The organism is Roseovarius sp. MBR-78 (assembly GCF_040547535.1).
GTDB lineage: Bacteria > Pseudomonadota > Alphaproteobacteria > Rhodobacterales > Rhodobacteraceae > Roseovarius.
In genome coordinates this window covers 87,376-104,404 of sequence record NZ_JBEPPX010000002.1, presented here as the reverse complement: position 1 = coordinate 104,404, position 17,029 = coordinate 87,376, and the positions used below count along the sequence as shown (strand labels likewise).

The window sequence follows — 17,029 nt, the reverse complement described above, 5'->3', positions numbered from 1 at the left end:
GACAGGCCGGGGGCGGGCTTGCTCTCACCCGATCGCCGCCGCCTTCACGTCTTCGTCGATGAAGGGGACGTATTGGGCGAAGTTCTCGGCGAACATCGCCACCAGTTTGGCGGCCTGGGCGTCGTAGGCCTGGGCGTCGTCCCAGGTGCGGCGCGGGTCGAGCAGGACTTCGGCGACGCCGGGCACCTCTACCGGCACCTCGAAGCCGAAATTCGCGTCCTTGCGGAATTCGACCTCGCCCAGCGAGCCGTCAAGTGCCGCGGTGAGCAGCGCGCGGGTGGCCTTGATCGGCATCCGAGAGCCGGTGCCATAGGCCCCGCCCGTCCAGCCGGTATTCACCAGCCAGCAGGTGGCGCCGTGCTTGGCGATCTTTGCGCGCAAGAGGTTGCCGTAGACCTCGGGGCGGCGCGGCATGAAGGGCGCGCCGAAGCAGGTGGAGAAGGTCGGCTCCGGCTCGGTCACGCCGCGCTCGGTGCCCGCGACCTTGGAGGTGAAGCCCGACAGGAAGTGATACATCGCCTGCGCCGGCGTCAGCCGCGCGATGGGGGGCAGCACGCCGAACGCATCGCAGGTCAGCATGATGACATTCTTGGGGTGCCCGCCAAGCGCGGTTTCGGACGCGTTGGAGATATAGTGCAACGGGTAGGCGCAGCGCATGTTGGCGGTGAGGCTGTCATCCTCGAAATCAAGTTCGAGTGTTTCGGGGTCAAACACCATGTTTTCCACCACGGTGCCGAATTTCGAGGTGGTGGCATAGATCTCGGGCTCGGCATCGGGGTCGAGGTTGATGGTCTTGGCATAGCAGCCACCCTCGAAGTTGAAGGTGCCGCGCTCGGACCAGCCGTGCTCGTCATCGCCGATGAGCGTGCGTTCGGGATCGGCCGAGAGCGTGGTCTTGCCGGTGCCCGAGAGGCCGAAGAACACGGCGGCATCGACGGGGTTGTCATGCGCGTGGTTGGCAGAGCAATGCATCGGCATCACGCCCTGCTCGGGCAAGAGATAGTTGAGCAGGGTGAAGATGGATTTCTTGTTCTCTCCCGCGTATTCGGTGCCGCCCACGAGGATCAGCTTGCGGTCGAAATCCATCGCGATCACGGTCTCGGAGCGGCAGCCGTGGCGGGTGGGATCGGCGCGGAAGCCGGGGCAGTTGATGAGCGTGAAATCGGCGGTGAAGCCGTCGAGCGCGTCGCGCTCGGGGCGGCGCAGCATGGTGCGGTTGAACAGGCTGTGCCAGGCCAGTTCGGTGACCATGCGCACGTTGATGGCGAGCGCCGGATCGGCCCCGCCGACGAGATCCTCGACAAACACGTCGCGGCCCTGGAGATAGGTGATCATGTCGTCGTAGAGCGCGGCAAAGCTCTCGGGGGAAAGCGCGCCGTTATTGTCCCACCAGATGGTGTTTTCGGTGGTGGCAGAGCGGGTGATGAACTTGTCCTTGGGAGAGCGGCCGGTGAACTTGCCAGTCGAGACGAGGAAGGCACCGCCGCGCCCGAGGGTGCCCTCGCCGCGGTGAAGCGCCGCCTGGATCAGCGCGGGTTCGATCAGGTTGTAATGGACCGTTCCCAGCCCCGTGATGCCCTGATCCTCCAGCCGGAAATTCGGGTTCACCCGTCCGATTGTCATGTCGTGTTGCTCCTGTTCAACAATACCGCCTGTCCGTCGCGCGGCTTTCGGGGGCCGAACGTTGCACGGTTGCGCGCCTCATAGCATGACGTTTCCATGAAATGACAGATGGGTTTGGCGCAGTTAGCGCAACCATGGCCAGGTTAGCGCAATCAGTCGCATGTTGGCGGAGACATCGCGGGGCGCGTGCGGAAAAAGTGAGTCCATTTAGCCATTCTCAAGGAAATTCCGGCCCAATGAGGGCGGATAGCCTGGGTGATTCGCAGATTTGGATTGATCCGCAGGCCGCAAAAGGCGCATAATGAGGAAAAAAATCAGAAACTCAGAGCAGTATGAGGAACAAGAGCAATGTCGAAGATCGCCCTAGTGGACGATGACAGGAATATCCTGACATCCGTCTCGATGACGCTTGAGGCCGAAGGCTTCGAGGTCGAGACCTATAATGACGGCCAGCAGGCCTTTGATGCGTTCAGCAAGAAACTGCCGGACATGGCTGTGCTTGACATCAAGATGCCGCGCATGGACGGCATGGACCTGTTGCAACGCCTGCGCCAGAAATCGCGGATGCCGGTCATCTTCCTGACCTCCAAGGATGACGAGATCGACGAGGTCCTGGGCCTGCGCATGGGCGCGGATGATTATGTGAAAAAGCCGTTTTCCCAGCGGCTCTTGGTCGAGCGCATCCGCGCGCTGTTGCGGCGGCAGGAAGTGGTGGCCGGGGGCGCGCTGGTCGAGGGCGAGGACAACAAGGTGATCGAGCGCGGCGAGCTGCGCATGGACCCGCTGCGCCACGCGGTGACGTGGAAGGGGCGCGACGTGTCGCTTACCGTGACCGAATTCCTGCTGTTGCAGGCGCTCGCGCAGCGCCCCGGCTTTGTCAAGAGCCGCGACCAGCTCATGGATGTGGCCTATGACGATCAGGTTTACGTCGATGATCGCACCATCGACAGCCATATCAAGCGCCTGCGCAAGAAACTGCGGATGGTCGATCCCGAATTCTCGGCCATCGAAACGCTGTACGGGATCGGGTATCGCTATAACGAGGAATGATGGCCCTGGCCGAGGGGATAGACGTGGGTGACGCGCGACCGCGCAGGGATGGCGATCTCGTCCTCGGGGATGATTTCGTCGCCCCCGACCGCATAGAAGAGGCGGAACTGACCGAGCGGCGGGCGCGGCGCGGCTGGCTGTCGCTGCGGCTCTCGGCACTGACGCGCAAGATCGTGACCTTCAACCTCATCGCGCTCAACGTGCTGGTGATCGGCATTCTCTATCTCAACGGCACGCAAGACACGCTGGTGCGCCAGCATGTCGATGCCTTGCGCGAGCGCGCGGCGCTGACCGCCGATGTGGTGGCCGCGCGTCTGCCGCAGACCGCGCCGGTGAACCTGGCCGCCGGCGACGGGCTTGATGTCGAGGATACGTTGGCGCGGCTTGCGCTGCGGCGGGGGACCGAGGCCTATCTGTTTGATCGAACCGGGCTTTTGCTTGGCCAAAGGGCGGGCGAGGGTGCCCGTGCGGTGGCGGGCGGTGACGGGCCGTCGACGCCGCTGACCGACCTCCTTGGCCGGGTCTGGGACGTGATCTCGGTGCCGTTCGCGGCCAGGGGCACAGGCGACGAGGCCGAGGACGCGATGGCGCAGATCCGCGACCTGGTCGATGCGGCGGTGGCCGAGGGCGCGCAGGTGCGCGCGACCGAGATGGGAGGCGAGACCGTTTTGCGCGCGGCAGCGCCGGTGATGCGCGGGGCCGAGCCGCTGGGCGCGGTGGTGCTTGTCGACACGACCGGCGATGTCGATCGCATCGCTGCCGCTGCGCGCGAGCGGGTGCTTCAGATGTTCCTGATTGCCACGCTCATCTCCATCGGGCTCAGCCTGGTGCTGGCCTCGACCATTTCGCACCCGCTTGCCGATCTTGCCGCCGCCGCCGAGATCGGGCGCGAGCGCAATCGCGGGCGCAGCGGCGGCGGGCGCATCCGCATCCCCGATCTCACCGCGCGGCCCGACGAGATCGGGCGGCTGTCGGGCGCGCTCCGGGGCATGGTTGGCGCGCTCTACAGCCGGATCGAGAGCAACGAGCAATTCGCCGCCGACGTGGCCCACGAGATCAAGAACCCGCTGGCGAGCCTGCGTTCGGCGGTGGGCACCATGCGCATCGCCAAGCGCGAGGATCAGCGCGAGCGCCTGCTCGAGGTGATCGAGCATGACGTGCGCCGCCTTGACCGGCTGGTGAGCGATATCTCCAACGCCTCGCGGCTCGATTCCGAGCTGGTCAAGGAGACGCAGGAGGCGTTCGACCTTGTGGCGCTGCTCAGGAACCTCGCGCAATATCTCAGCGAGGAGGCCGGCAAGAAGGGGATCGAGTTCATCACCGATTTCCCGCAAAAACCGGTGGTCGTCACCGGGCTGGAGGCGCGGCTGGCGCAGGTTTTCGTCAACCTCATCACCAATGCCATCAGCTTTTGCGAGGAGGGCGACGCGATCCGCGTCTGGGCGCGCCGCCGCGCCAACCGGGTGCTGGTGGTGGTCGAGGATACCGGGCCGGGCATCCCCGAGGCGGCGCTGGAAAAGGTGTTCCAGCGTTTCTATTCGGAACGGCCCGAGAGCGATTTCGGCAATAATTCCGGGCTGGGGCTGGCAATTTCCAAGCAGATCGTGGAGGCCCATGACGGCGTGATCTGGGCCGAGAACATCCGCCCCACCCATGCCGACGCGACATCCGAGCCGCTGGGCGCGCGCTTTGTCGTCGGCCTGCCGGTCTGAGCCGGGATGGGTGGCGCGGCGGCGCGCGAGAGCGAGGGAGAGGCCGGGCGCGCGGAGGTCGAGACCGTGCACGCAAGCTGCGTGGCGCTCGGGGCGCGTGCCGTGCTCATCCGCGGGGCGGCGGGGCGCGGCAAATCCGGGCTGGCGCTGCGGCTGATGGCCTTGGGCGCGGGGCTGGTGGCCGATGATCGCACGCGGCTTTGGCGCGCGGGTGCCCGCGTAATGGCCGATGCGCCCGACACGATCCGGGGCCGGATCGAGGCGCGGGACTTTGGCATCCTGCGCCTGCCTGCCACCGGGCCGTGCGCGCTCGCGCTTGTGGTCGATCTTGACCGGGTCGAGACCGACCGCCTGCCGCCGCTGCGCGAGACTGATATCGCCGGGGTCTCGCTGCCGCTTGTGCATGGGTCCGCACAGGCGCATTTTCCGGCGGCGATCTTGCTCTATCTGCTCTATGGAACCCTGGAATAGCACCGAAAGCCGCCGATCATGACATCTCACAACGCGGATGCCGACATGTCTCACCCGCTGGTTCTGGTCACCGGCCCGTCGGGGGCGGGGCGCAGCACGGCGATCAATGCCCTCGAGGATATGGGATTCGAGGCGATTGACAACCTGCCGCTCTCGCTCTTGCCGCGGCTTTTCGCGGGGCCGCAGCTCGACAAGCCGGTGGCGCTTGGCATCGACGTGCGCAACCGCGATTTCTCGACGCAGGCCCTGATCGAGGTGATCGACGGCAGCGCCTTCGCGATGCCGGGGCGGATGGAGGTGCTTTATCTCGATTGCCGCGCGGATATCCTCGTGCGGCGGTTTTCCGAGACGCGGCGGCGGCACCCACTTGCATCGGGTGGCACCCCCGAGGAGGGGATCGCGCGCGAGTTTGACCTGCTTGGCCCGATCCGCGCGCGCGCCGATATCGTGGTGGATACGTCGGACATGTCGCCGCATGACCTGCGCGCCGAGCTTGAACGCTGGTTCGCGCCCGGCGGGGCGGGGCGGCTGTCGGTTTCGGTGCAGTCGTTTTCCTACAAGCGCGGCCTGCCGCGCGGCCTTGATATGGTGTTCGACTGCCGGTTCCTGAACAATCCGCATTGGGAGGCGAGCCTGCGCGCGGCCGATGGGCGCGATGCGCGGGTGCAGGCCTATTTGCGCGACGATCCGCGGCTGGCACCGTTTCTCGATCGGCTGGGTGCGCTTCTTGATCTTCTGCTGCCTGCGCATCAGGCCGAGGGCAAGGCCTATCTCGCCATCGGCACCGGCTGCACCGGCGGGCAGCACCGCTCGGTCGCGGTGGCGGAATTCCTCCGCGAGAGCCTTGCAGAGCAGGGCTGGCCGGTGTCATTAAGGCATCGGGAACTGGAGCGGCGCGAGCCGGGGAGTGGGCGTTCATGATCGGGATCGTGATCGTGGCGCATGGCGGGCTTGCCCGCGAATACCTGAGGGCGGTTGAGCATGTGGTCGGCGCGCAAAGCGGGATCGTGGCCGTGTCGGTCGAGGGCGATCACGACCGCGCCGCCAAGCAAGACGAAATCTGCGCCGCCGCCGACACCGTGGACAGTGGCGACGGTGTGGTGGTAGTGACCGATATTTTCGGCGGATCGCCCTCGAACCTGTCGCTGCGCGCCTGCCGCCCCGAGGGCCGCCGCATTCTCTACGGGGCCAACCTGCCGATGCTCATCAAGCTGGCCAAGAGCCGCCACAGCCCGGTCACGGTGGCGGTGCGCGCGGCGCTCGAGGCGGGGCGCAAATATATCGACAGCCACAATGTTTCAACGGAATGAGGATAGCGGCAATGACCGAGCGCATGCGGCGGCAACTCGACATCGTCAATGAAAAGGGGCTGCACGCCCGCGCCGCCGCCAAATTCGTCGAGGTGGTCGAGGGGTTTGACGCGCAGGTCGAGGTAAGCCACGGGCCCGAGACCGCCTCGGGCGACAGTATCATGGGGCTTTTGATGTTGGCAGCGGCCAAAGGAAGCACTATTGACGTCGAAATCATGGGGGCCGATGCCGGGCCGCTGGGCGATGCGCTGGCGGCGCTGGTTGCCGACCGCTTCGGCGAAGACATGTAGGCCGCGCGCGGCACCGACAAGGCGGAACGGGACACATAACGTGAGCAGCAAGGCGCAGCCAGAGACCGGCGGGGAGACGGGCGAGCGGATCGTGTTTCACAAATACGATCGCCGCAGCCTGACCTATGCCAACAGTTTCGACAGCCCCACCACCGCCACCATCATTCGCGCGATGGAGTGGGTGACCGGCAAGATCAGCATCCTGCGCATGATCCGCGCCTTCGAAAAGAGCGGCGCGCCCTCGGGGCAGGCGTTCTGGCGCGCCGCGCTCGATATCATGGGCATTCCGCTGCTGACGCCCGAAGACGAGATCGCCAATATCCCCGCCGAGGGCCCCGTCGTGGTGGTTGCCAACCATCCCCACGGGTTGGTGGACGGGATGATCCTTGCCGAATTGATCGGGCGGCGGCGCACGGATTACAAGATCCTGACGCGCGCGCTTTTGACCGGTATCAACGAGGTCGCGGCCTCTTACATGATCCCGGTGCCGTTCCCGCATGACCCCGAGGCACAGCGCAAATCGGTGGAGATGCGCGCAAATGCGATGGCGCATCTGCGCGAGGGCGGGGTCATCAGCGTGTTTCCCTCGGGGGTGGTGGCGTCGTCGGATGGGCTTTTCGGCCCGGTGGTGGAGCGCGAGTGGAACGTGTTCACCGCGCAGATGATCCGCCGGTCGGGCGCGCAGGTGGTGCCGATCTACTTTCCCGGCTGCAATTCGCGCTGGTATCAGATGGCCAATCGCGTTTCGGCCACCATGCGGCAGGGGCTTTTGTTGCACGAGGTGGTGCGCAGTTGCGGCAAGCCGCAAAAGCCGGTGGTGGGCAAGCCGGTGGATGCAGAGCGGATGCAGATGCTGCAAAACGATCCGCGCGGCTTCATGGAATGGCTGCGGGCGCATACGCTGTCGCTGGGGGAGCGGCAGGGGTAGGGGGCTGGTTTGTTGGGACGGTCGCTTCTTGTGTCCGTGCGGAGCCAAGCCCGAAGGGCACCGCGCGATCGTCATGCCAAAGGCATGCCTCCGGCATGACGCCGTCCGGCGGCCTAGCGATTATGAGAGGACGCGCGACCTATCGGCTTCACAAGGGCTTGGCTGGCATAAACTGGCAGTTTCCGACGGTGCATCGCTAGTCCCCGGCCCAGCGACCACGCGGCTCGTCTCTGGGGCCAACGCACCCTTTCGGCCCAGGCCCCGCTCAGGTAAACCGGTTGTCGCGGGGAAAGCCGCGCGGGGCCATGCGGCCGGTGCCCGCGCGCTTGCCGAGCCAGTCGCCAAGGTAGGTCTCGGTGCGGGTGCGGCCCGCCGGGTCGCGCCAGCTCAGCCCCTCCGACAGGGTAAAGGTGGTGGCATCCGACAGGCCGCCATCCTTATATTTCTGGAGCCGCACGCCCTTGCCGCGCGCCAGTTCGGGCAATTCGTCGAGGGCAAAGACCAGCACCTTGCGGTTTTCGCCGACGCAGGCGACGGCATCGCCCGTCACCGGGCGGCACACGATGGCGCGGGCGGGCGCGCGCAGGTTCAGAACCTGCTTGCCGCTGCGGGTCTGCGCCAGCACCTCGTCCTCGGCCACGATGAAACCATCGCCCGCCGAGGAGGCCACCAGGAGCTTGCGCCCCGACTTGTGGATGAAGAGATCGACGATCTCGGCCTCGTTGGGCAGATCGACCATCAGGCGCAGCGGCTCTCCCATGCCGCGCCCGCCGGGCAGGGTGGCTGCCGAGAGGGTGTAGACCCGCCCGTTGCTGCCAAAGACCAGAAGCCGGTCGGTGGTCTCGGCGTGGAAGATGAAGCGCGGCTCGTCGCCATCCTTGAATTTCAACTCGCGGCCAAGGTCGATATGGCCGGTCATGGCGCGAATCCAGCCCATGCGAGAGCACACCACGGTGATCGGCTCGCGCGGGGTCATCGCCTCGATGGGCACCTCCTGCGCCTCGCCCGCCTCGGCAAAGCCGGTGCGGCGCGCGCCGATGGGGTGGGATTTGCCAAAGGTCTTTTTCACCTCGCGCAACTCGTCTGCAACCGTCGCCCATTGCTTTGAGGCGTCGTCGAGCAGATCCTCCAGCCCGGCGCGCTCGGCCATCAGGGCGTCGCGCTCGGCGCGCAATTCCATCTCTTCAAGGCGGCGCAGGGAGCGCAGGCGCATGTTGAGGATCGCCTCGGCCTGCACCTCGGTCAACCCCACCTCGCCCGGTGGTGGCGAGACGTAATCGGCCTCGGAGGTGGCGCGGGTGAATTCGCGCCCCCAATCCTCGCGCATCAGCGCCGGTTTGGGCGCGTCGTCATAGCGGATGATCTCGATCACGCGATCAAGGTTGAGGAAGGCGACGATCAGACCCTCCAGCACCTCCAGCCGGTGGTCGATCTTTTCCATCCGGTGGCGCGAGCGACGCAACAGCACCTCTTGCCGGAAATCGAGGAAGGCGCGCAGCACCTCGCGCAGCGAGCAGACCTTCGGCGTTACCCCGTCGATCAGAACGTTCATGTTGAGCGAGAACCGCAATTCCAGATCGGTGTTGCGGAACATCAGCCCCATCAGCATCTGCGCGTCGACGGTGCGCGCGCGCGGCTCGAGGATGAGGCGCACATCGTCGGTGCTCTCGTCGCGGACATCGGCGAGGATCGGCACCTTGCGGGTCTGGATCAACTCGGCGATGCGCTCGATTAGGCGCGATTTCTGCACCTGGTAGGGGATTTCGGTGATGACGATCTGCCAGCCGCCGCGGGGCAGGTCTTCTACTTCCCAGCGGGCGCGCAGGCGGAAAGAGCCGCGCCCGGTGCGGTAGGCCTGCGCGATGCTCTCGGGCGGCTCGACGATGACGCCGCCGGTGGGGAAATCGGGGCCGGGGATGTAGTTGAGCAGCGTCTCGTCGCGGGCCTCGGGAGATTTTATGAGGTGCAGGCAGGCGTCGATCAACTCGGCGATGTTATGGGGCGGGATGTTGGTGGCCATGCCCACGGCAATCCCCGAGGAGCCATTGGCCAGAAGGTTCGGGAAGGCGGCGGGCAGCACCACCGGCTCGCGCAGGGTGCCGTCGTAATTGTCGCGGTAATCGACCGCGTCCTCGGCGAGGCCATCGAGCAGCGCCTCGGCAAAGGGCGTCATCCGCGCCTCGGTATAGCGGGCGGCGGCGGGGTTGTCGCCGTCGATATTGCCGAAATTGCCCTGCCCGTCCACCAGCGGATAGCGCACCGCGAAATCCTGCGCGAGCCGCGCCATCGCGTCATAGATCGCGGCATCGCCGTGGGGGTGGTAATTGCCCATCACGTCGCCGGAAATCTTGGCGGATTTGCGAAAGCCCCCGGTGGAGGACAGCCGCAGCTCGCGCATGGCATAGAGGATGCGGCGATGCACCGGTTTGAGCCCGTCGCGCGCATCGGGCAGGGCGCGGTGCATGATGGTCGAGAGCGCATAGGTCAGATACCGCTCGCCAAGCGCGCGGCGGAGCGGCTCGGCGGTGGCTTCGGGGCGCATGTTGGGGTCGTCGAGCAGATCGGTCATGGATATCGGTCTACAGGGGCCGCGCGGGGGCGTAAAGCGGCGACGGACATGCCGCCGCTTGCATCCAGGGTGCGACGCCTGCAAGGCGTTGCGCGATGGTGTTCGGGTCTGTCTTTTTGCGTGTGGGTCTGTTGGGCGGGGTGCGGACATTTGAGGTTTATCTCCCGCGCGGAGTCAAGGCGTGCCCCGCACGCCGCCGCGCGAGCGGTCATGCCGAAGGCATGCCTCCGGCATGACCCGCCCGGACGGGCGGGCGCTTTTGTAACGGTGCAGTTCCCTGATAACGCAGCGGTATTTTGCAGGCATAAACTGCCAGCCGGAAATGTTGCAGCGCCCACCCGCGGTCGGGCACTCGCGCGGCTCATCCCCAGGCATCAACGCCCGCTCAAGGCCAACACCTGCCCCCGTCCAGCACTGGGAACCGACTAGTCAGGTAGCTGCACGCGACCGCTTGCATCGCGCCCTGCGTCGGGCCACAAGGCGTGCATGAACGGGAAAACCATCCTCATCACCGGCTGCTCGTCGGGCATCGGGTATGACGCGGCGCGCAGTTTGCGCGCGCGAGGCTGGCGCGTGTTTGCCTCGTGCCGCAAGCAAGAGGATTGCGCGCGGCTTGCGGCGGAGGGCTTCGCCGCGCCGCGCATCGACTATGCCGATGAGGCGAGCATCACGCAGGGCGTGGCTGAGGTGCTCGATGCCACCGGCGGGCGGATTGACGCGCTCTTCAACAACGGGGCCTATGCCTGCCCCGGACTGGTCGAGGATCTGCCGCGCGGCGCGCTGCGCGAGATTTTCGAGACCAACGTGTTTGGCTGGCACGATCTGACGCGGCAGGTGATCCCGGCGATGCGCGCGCAAGGCCAAGGCCGGATCGTGCAGAATTCCTCGGTTCTGGGGCTGGTGGCGCTGGGCTGGCGCGGGGCCTATGTCAGCACCAAATTCGCCATCGAGGGGCTGACCGACACGTTGCGCATCGAGATGCGCGGCACCGGCATCGAGGTGAGCCTGATCGAGCCGGGCCCGGTGACGACGCGCATCCGCGAGAACGCGCGCGCGCCGTTCGAGCGCTGGATCGACTGGGAAAACGCGGCCCGCACCGACGAATATCGCACCCGGCTGCGGCCCCGGCTCTATGGCGAGTATAGCCGCGACCGGTTCGAGCTGCCGCCCTCGGCGGTGACCAAACGCCTCATCCACGCGCTCGAATCGCCGCGCCCCAAGGCGCGCTATTACGTCACCACGCCCACCTACCTGATGGGCACGTTGCGCCGCGTCCTGCCGACGCGCGCGCTTGACTGGCTGGTTGCGAAGGGCTGAGCGGCGCGGGGCGATTTTCCGTTTCGCTTTCGGGGCGCGCCGTCCTAGATACGCGGGTGGCATATTGCGAAGGGAGAGACCATGCTCACCGACCCTCTTTTCCTGCTGGTGGCGGCGGGCTGTCTGGTGACGGCGGCGATCCTCATCCGGGGTATTGCGAGTTTCGGCAAGGAAGGCGTCGAAAACGCCAAACGCGCCAACAAGTTCATGCGCTGGCGGCTCATCGCGCAATTCGTGGCGGTGGTGCTGATCCTCGTATTTGTCTATTTCCGCAGGCAGGGAGGCTGATTTCATGGTCGTGCTCAACAAGATATACACCCGTACCGGCGACGCGGGCGAGACCGCGCTCGGCAATGGCGCGCGGGTGGCCAAGCATTCGGACCGCGTAAGCGCCTATGGCACGGTGGACGAGTTGAACGCCACGCTGGGGCTGGCGCGGCTTTATGCGACGGGCGAGACCGACACGGCGCTGGCGCGCATCCAGAACGACCTGTTCGATCTGGGGGCCGATCTGTGCCGCCCGGACATGGCAAAGGATGCCGAGGCCGACTACACCCCGCTGCGCATGGTGGCGGCGCAGGTCGACCGGCTCGAAGCCGAGATCGACGCGATGAACGCCCATCTGGAGCCGCTGCGCAGCTTTATCCTGCCCGGCGGCAGCCCGCTCGCGGCGCATCTGCACCTCAGCCGCACCGTGGCACGCCGCGCCGAGCGGCTGGTGGTGGGGCTTGCCACGCTGGAAGAGGTCAACGAGGCGGCGGTGCGCTATCTCAACCGCGCCAGCGACTGGTTTTTCGTGGCAGCAAGAATGGCCAATGACTGCGGGCGCGCCGATGTGCTCTGGATACCGGGCGCGAACCGCTGACATATTCTGGCAAGGATCACGGACCAAAACCGCCAAAACGTGGCGTCGGCGGGACATGAGATGACGATTTTACCCTGTTTTCCGCCGCCCCCAATCGCTATCACAACGCGGGAGTTCATGGCCAACGGGCCGCTCAACACTGAAAGGGAGACCGTGCAATGAAGGTGCTCGTGCCTGTCAAGCGCGTGATTGATTACAACGTCAAGGTCCGCGTCAAGGCGGATGGTAGCGGTGTCGATCTCGCCAACGTCAAGATGTCGATGAACCCGTTCGACGAAATCGCCGTGGAAGAGGCGATTCGTCTGAAGGAGGCGGGCAAGGCCGAGGAGGTGATCGCCGTCTCCATCGGCGTGAAACAGGCGCAGGAAACGCTGCGCACGGCGCTGGCGATGGGCGCGGATCGGGCGATCCTCGTGATCGCAGCCGAGGATGTGCACAATGATATCGAGCCGCTGACCGTGGCCAAGATCCTTGCGAAAATCGTCGAGGAAGAGGCCCCCGGCCTCGTGCTTTGCGGCAAGCAGGCGATCGACAATGACATGAACGCCACCGGGCAGATGCTCTCGGCGCTCTTGGGCTGGTCGCAGGCCACCTTTGCCTCCAAGCTGGAGGTCGAGGACGGGCATGCGCTGGTCACCCGCGAGGTGGATGGCGGCTTGCAGACCATCAAGGTGACGATGCCCGCCATTGTCACGGTCGATCTGCGCCTGAATGAGCCGCGTTATGCGAGCCTTCCCAACATCATGAAGGCCAAGAAAAAGCCGCTGGATGAAAAGACGGCGGCCGATTACGGCGTCGATCCCAGCCCGCGGCTGGAGGTGCTCAAGACCGAAGAGCCGCCGACGCGCAAGGCCGGTGAAATCGTGGGCTCGGTGGACGAGCTTGTGGCGAAACTCAAGGAAGCGGGGGTCGTGTGATGGCTGTTCTTCTTCTTGCAGAAGTGACCGATGGCGAACTGAACCTCGACGCCACCTCCAAGGCGGTGACGGCGGCGGCAAGCCTTGGCGATGTGACCGTGCTCTGTGCCGGGGCGCAAGCTGCGGCGGCGGGCGAGGCGGCGGCCAAGATCGCCGGTGTGGGCAAGGTGCTGGTGGCCGAGGATGCCACGCTCGGGCACCGCCTGGCGGAACCGACGGCGGCGCTGATCGTGTCGCTTGCGGGGGATTACGATCATATCGTCGCGCCTGCCACCACGGATGCCAAGAACGTGCTGCCGCGCGTGGCGGCGCTGCTCGACGCGATGGTGATCTCGGATGTGTCGGGCGTCGTGGATGCCGAGACGTTCGAGCGCCCGATCTACGCGGGCAACGCGGTGCAGACGGTGAAATCGCGCGACGCGAAAAAGGTCGTGAGCTTTCGCACCTCGACCTTTGACGCGGCGGGCCAGCAGGCGGCCTGCGCCGTCGAGAGCATCGGCGCGGCAGCCAATCCGGGGCTTTCCGAATGGGTCGAGGACAAGGTGGCCGCGAGCGACCGGCCCGAGCTGACCTCGGCGGGGATCGTCGTGTCGGGCGGGCGCGGCGTTGGCAGCCAGGATGATTTCAAGCTCATCGAATCGCTGGCAGACAAGCTTGGCGCGGCGGTCGGCGCATCCCGCGCGGCGGTCGATTCGGGCTATGCGCCGAATGACTGGCAGGTGGGGCAGACCGGCAAGGTGGTGGCGCCCGATCTCTATGTCGCGGTGGGTATTTCCGGCGCGATCCAGCATCTTGCGGGCATGAAGGACAGCAAGGTGATCGTCGCGATCAACAAGGATGAAGAGGCACCGATTTTCCAGGTGGCCGATTATGGTCTGGTGGCCGACCTCTTCACCGCCGTGCCGGAGCTTGTTGAAAAGCTCTGATATCTCAGGGATTTGAGGAAGGGCCTGCGCGCGGCGCGGGCCCTTTTTCGTGGAGCAGGGGGCCAAGCACGGGGCGCAGAGCCTGCGCCACCTCGCGATGGGCGAGCGGGCCGGGCAGGGCGGCGGCGATCTCGGCCTGCGTGGGAGCAAAGCGCATCCCGAGCGTGCCTTGGGCGCGCGCCGCGCCCGAGATCACGGCCTGCACCGTCGCGGTGGCGTGGGGGGTTACGGCGTCGAGCATGGCGCGGCTGACAAAGGCCGGATCGTCATGCAGCGCGGCGCTGCCGGTGCCGAGGCCGGGCGCGTGATTGGCCAGCCATAACAGCACCACCGGCGGTGTCATGTCGTGCAAGAGCGCGGCCATGCGCGCCACCCAGGCCTCTTGCATCGCGGCGCGGACCTGCGCAAAGCGCGCGGGCGAGATTGCGATGAGGCCGCGCATAAGGTGGCGGGTGAAATGAAACTCGGTGAAATCCACCTCGGGGTAGAGATCGCGCAGCGGAGCCTCTGCGGCGACAAAGCGGTCATTGCGGCGCGGATGCACCCGATAGAAGGGATTGGAGAGGTTCATCGCGCAGGGCAGGTGCAGCACCACGGCGCGCGCGCCCTGCGCCATGCGCCGGAGGCCCGCATCACCGGTAAAGACATCCGGCCCGGCATTGGGCAGGCCCAGATTGACGCAGGTCGCGCCGAGGTCATGCCCGAGCAGCGCGGGCCAGGGCCGCGCGATGAAGCGGCCATAGGTTTCTGTGCCGCCCAGGCAGGCGACATAGCCGCGCCCGAGGTCGCGGCGCGGCCCGCGAAAGGCCAGCGTAGAGCCTGCATAATGCACAGGCTGATAGTTGAGGGGCCGCGGCCCCAAGCGTTCATAGGTCATCGGTCCCACCCGTTTTAACTCACCCGATCCCGAGCTTGCGCGATTCGCCTTTCCAATCTCCTAACCCTCGAATTCGCGCCATATTTTAGCGATCCCCGCCCCTTGCGGCCCGCCCCCGCCGGGGCCTATGCTGCGTCCGAGTTGAAAACAGGGGGCGGTGCATGGATATCCGTACAGTGGGCGTTGTGGGCGCAGGCCAGATGGGCAATGGCATCGCGCATGTGATGGCCATCGCGGGCTATGACGTGCTGCTCAACGATGTCAGCGCCGAGGCGCTGGAGAAGGCGGTGGCGCTCATCCGCAAGAATCTTGAGCGGCAGGTGAGCCGCGACAAGATCACCGCCGACGCGATGGAGGCGGCGCTGGCGCGGATCACCACGACGCAAGACCTGCCCACGCTCGGCAAGGCCGATCTCATCATCGAGAGCGCGACCGAGCGCGAGGATATCAAGCAAAAGATCTTCGACGCGCTGCTGCCGCATCTCGCCCCGCACACGATCCTGACCTCGAACACCTCGTCCATCTCGATCACACGGCTGGCAAGCCGCACCGACCGGCCCGAGAGGTTCATGGGCTTTCACTTCATGAACCCGGTGCCGGTGATGCAACTGGTGGAACTGATCCGGGGTATTGCCACCGACAAGCCCACGTTCGATACCTGCCTTGGCGTGGTCGAGAAACTGGGCAAGACGGCGGCGAGCGCCGAGGATTTCCCCGCCTTCATCGTCAACCGCATCCTCATGCCGATGATCAACGAGGCGGTCTATACGCTCTACGAGGGGGTGGGCAATGTGCGCTCCATCGACGAGTCGCTGAAACTTGGGGCCAATCACCCGATGGGGCCGCTGGCGCTGGCAGATTTCATCGGGCTGGATACCTGCCTTGCGATCATGAACGTGCTGCATGACGGGCTCGCGGATACGAAATACCGGCCCTGTCCGCTCTTGACGAAATATGTCGAGGCGGGCTGGCTCGGGCGCAAGAGCGGGCGGGGTTTCTACGATTATCGCGGCGAGGAGCCGGTGCCGACGCGGTAATGCCAGATGGTTGGTCGCTGACAGAGGCTTTCGGTGGGCTTGGCCCCGACCGATCAGCCAAAGACCGCCAGCCCGGCAAAGAGCGTGAGCGCCCCGCCGGTGATGGCGAGGATCACGTTGCGTGTGACATAGCCGATTGCCAGCGTCACGAGGGCAGCAACGAGGCGCGGCGCGTCGAGCGCGCCGCCCGTGGCCGCAGGCCACACCACCAGCGGCGCGACCAGCCCCGGCAGCACCGCCACCGCCGTATAGCGCAGGTGCCGCAACAGCCATTCGGGCAGGGGCCGGTTGCCCACCAGCCCGAGAAAGACGAAGCGCAGCGCGAAAGTGCCCGCACCCAGCGCCGCGATGAAGAGCCACAGGGCGGGACCGTCGATCATATGCGGCTTGCCTTGCGCCGCGCGAGCACCACCTCGGCCTGTGCGCCGGTCACCATGCCCGCGATCCCCGCCACCAGCAGCCCGAGATTATAGGGCAGCCATGCCAGCACCAGCGCCAGCGTCACCGAGGTGGCGGCGGCCACCACATGCGCGGGCGTGCGCAGCATCGGCCCGATCATCGCCAGAAACGTGATGGGCAGCGCGAAATCGAGCGGCAGGCCGCTGGGCACCGCGTTGCCCACAAGCGCGCCCACAAGCGTGAACGCATACCACATCGGGCAGATCGGCGTGACCACCCCGAAGAAATAGGCCATACGCTCGGGCACCGACCAATCGGGGCGGTCCTCGAACTTGACCGCCGCGCAGGCATAGCTTTGATCGACGGTGAAATAGGCGGCGATGGCACGCTGCCAGAGCGGGGCCGCGCCGAGGTAAGGCGTGAGCGAGGCCGAATACATCGCCATGCGCAGGTTGACCGCCAGCGCCGAGACAAGCGCGATGAGCGTCGGCGCGTTATCCGTGAGCAGTTGTAGCGCCGTGAATTGCGCCGCCCCCGCGATCACCAGCACCGAAAATGCCATGGTTTCCGCGATATGCAGCCCGGCTTCGGTGCCCACGACGCCAAAGAGCAGCGAGAACGGCACGATCACGAGGATGAAGGGCGCGCCGTCGCGCACACCTTGCCAATAGGGCGAATTGGTGGTTTGCCTTGGCACTGTCAGGGGCTCCGGGGTGGTTCGCGCCCTTGGCCTATCGG

18 protein-coding genes are annotated in these 17,029 nt (G+C 66.0%); 13 read left to right on the top strand and 5 right to left on the bottom strand.

Translation table 11 applies throughout. The features are described from left to right. Window positions 1-24: 24 nt before the first annotated feature. Window positions 25-1,623 (bottom strand): phosphoenolpyruvate carboxykinase, encoded by a 1,599-nt coding sequence (locus tag ABIE58_RS02100; RefSeq protein WP_354543021.1) that lies wholly within the window; start codon window positions 1,621-1,623, stop codon window positions 25-27. Between the two features lie 348 nt (window positions 1,624-1,971). On the opposite strand from ABIE58_RS02100, the gene ABIE58_RS02095 reads away from it, so the two are divergent. From ABIE58_RS02095 to ABIE58_RS02065, 7 genes are read left to right on the top strand one after another with little or no spacing between them, the layout of a single operon-like run. Continuing rightward, window positions 1,972-2,673 (top strand): response regulator transcription factor, encoded by a 702-nt coding sequence (locus tag ABIE58_RS02095; RefSeq protein ID WP_354543020.1) that lies wholly within the window; start codon window positions 1,972-1,974, stop codon window positions 2,671-2,673. Further along, entirely contained in the window at window positions 2,673-4,385 is a 1,713-nt protein-coding gene (locus tag ABIE58_RS02090; protein ID WP_354543191.1) for an ATP-binding protein, read from the top strand. Before ABIE58_RS02095 ends, ABIE58_RS02090 begins: the two co-directional genes overlap by 1 nt. Window positions 4,386-4,391: 6 nt before the next feature. Further along, window positions 4,392-4,856, top strand: coding sequence for an HPr kinase/phosphorylase (locus ABIE58_RS02085; protein WP_354543019.1), 465 nt, complete (start codon window positions 4,392-4,394; stop codon window positions 4,854-4,856). A gap of 18 nt (window positions 4,857-4,874) precedes the next feature. After that, the gene (gene rapZ / locus ABIE58_RS02080; protein WP_354543018.1) at window positions 4,875-5,777 is read left to right on the top strand and encodes an RNase adapter RapZ; all 903 of its coding nucleotides are present in this window, start codon (window positions 4,875-4,877) and stop codon (window positions 5,775-5,777) included. Beyond that, a complete protein-coding gene (locus ABIE58_RS02075; protein WP_354543017.1) occupies window positions 5,774-6,166 on the top strand; it encodes a PTS sugar transporter subunit IIA in 393 nt (130 codons plus the stop codon). Before rapZ ends, ABIE58_RS02075 begins: the two co-directional genes overlap by 4 nt. Window positions 6,167-6,177: 11 nt before the next feature. Then, window positions 6,178-6,456, top strand: a complete 279-nt coding sequence (locus tag ABIE58_RS02070; protein WP_354543016.1) for an HPr family phosphocarrier protein — start codon at window positions 6,178-6,180, stop codon at window positions 6,454-6,456. 40 nt (window positions 6,457-6,496) lie between these two features. After that, entirely contained in the window at window positions 6,497-7,384 is an 888-nt protein-coding gene (locus tag ABIE58_RS02065) for a lysophospholipid acyltransferase family protein (RefSeq protein ID WP_354543015.1), read from the top strand. A 265-nt stretch (window positions 7,385-7,649) separates the two neighbouring features. On the opposite strand, the gene ABIE58_RS02060 is transcribed toward ABIE58_RS02065, so the two are convergent. Beyond that, window positions 7,650-9,953 (bottom strand): DNA topoisomerase IV subunit A, encoded by a 2,304-nt coding sequence (locus ABIE58_RS02060; protein ID WP_354543014.1) that lies wholly within the window; start codon window positions 9,951-9,953, stop codon window positions 7,650-7,652. Between the two features lie 486 nt (window positions 9,954-10,439). Here ABIE58_RS02060 and ABIE58_RS02055 point away from each other — a divergent pair, with 486 nt between their 5' ends. From ABIE58_RS02055 to ABIE58_RS02035, 5 genes are all read left to right on the top strand, one after another. Then, complete coding sequence (locus ABIE58_RS02055; protein WP_354543013.1) at window positions 10,440-11,270, top strand: SDR family NAD(P)-dependent oxidoreductase; 831 nt, start codon at window positions 10,440-10,442, stop codon at window positions 11,268-11,270. An 81-nt stretch (window positions 11,271-11,351) separates the two neighbouring features. Next, the gene (locus ABIE58_RS02050; RefSeq protein ID WP_354543012.1) at window positions 11,352-11,558 is read left to right on the top strand and encodes a twin transmembrane helix small protein; all 207 of its coding nucleotides are present in this window, start codon (window positions 11,352-11,354) and stop codon (window positions 11,556-11,558) included. 4 nt (window positions 11,559-11,562) lie between these two features. After that, complete coding sequence (locus ABIE58_RS02045) at window positions 11,563-12,135, top strand: cob(I)yrinic acid a,c-diamide adenosyltransferase (protein WP_354543011.1); 573 nt, start codon at window positions 11,563-11,565, stop codon at window positions 12,133-12,135. A gap of 158 nt (window positions 12,136-12,293) precedes the next feature. Next, window positions 12,294-13,052, top strand: coding sequence for an electron transfer flavoprotein subunit beta/FixA family protein (locus ABIE58_RS02040; protein ID WP_354543010.1), 759 nt, complete (start codon window positions 12,294-12,296; stop codon window positions 13,050-13,052). After that, window positions 13,052-13,978, top strand: coding sequence for an electron transfer flavoprotein subunit alpha/FixB family protein (locus ABIE58_RS02035; RefSeq protein WP_354543009.1), 927 nt, complete (start codon window positions 13,052-13,054; stop codon window positions 13,976-13,978). The genes ABIE58_RS02040 and ABIE58_RS02035 overlap by 1 nt, the downstream gene beginning before the upstream one ends. A gap of 4 nt (window positions 13,979-13,982) precedes the next feature. Here the strand turns inward: ABIE58_RS02035 and ABIE58_RS02030 are convergent, their stop codons facing one another. Continuing rightward, window positions 13,983-14,855, bottom strand: a complete 873-nt coding sequence (locus ABIE58_RS02030; protein ID WP_354543008.1) for a DUF6473 family protein — start codon at window positions 14,853-14,855, stop codon at window positions 13,983-13,985. 161 nt (window positions 14,856-15,016) lie between these two features. Here ABIE58_RS02030 and ABIE58_RS02025 point away from each other — a divergent pair, with 161 nt between their 5' ends. Continuing rightward, window positions 15,017-15,892, top strand: a complete 876-nt coding sequence (locus tag ABIE58_RS02025) for a 3-hydroxybutyryl-CoA dehydrogenase (protein WP_354543007.1) — start codon at window positions 15,017-15,019, stop codon at window positions 15,890-15,892. Between the two features lie 53 nt (window positions 15,893-15,945). On the opposite strand, the gene ABIE58_RS02020 is transcribed toward ABIE58_RS02025, so the two are convergent. Both ABIE58_RS02020 and ABIE58_RS02015 read right to left on the bottom strand, forming a co-directional pair. Beyond that, window positions 15,946-16,272: an AzlD domain-containing protein gene (locus ABIE58_RS02020; protein WP_354543006.1), complete on the bottom strand. Its 327-nt coding sequence runs from the start codon at window positions 16,270-16,272 to the stop codon at window positions 15,946-15,948. Beyond that, window positions 16,269-16,988, bottom strand: a complete 720-nt coding sequence (locus ABIE58_RS02015; RefSeq protein ID WP_354543005.1) for an AzlC family ABC transporter permease — start codon at window positions 16,986-16,988, stop codon at window positions 16,269-16,271. Before ABIE58_RS02015 ends, ABIE58_RS02020 begins: the two co-directional genes overlap by 4 nt. Window positions 16,989-17,029 lie beyond the last annotated feature (41 nt).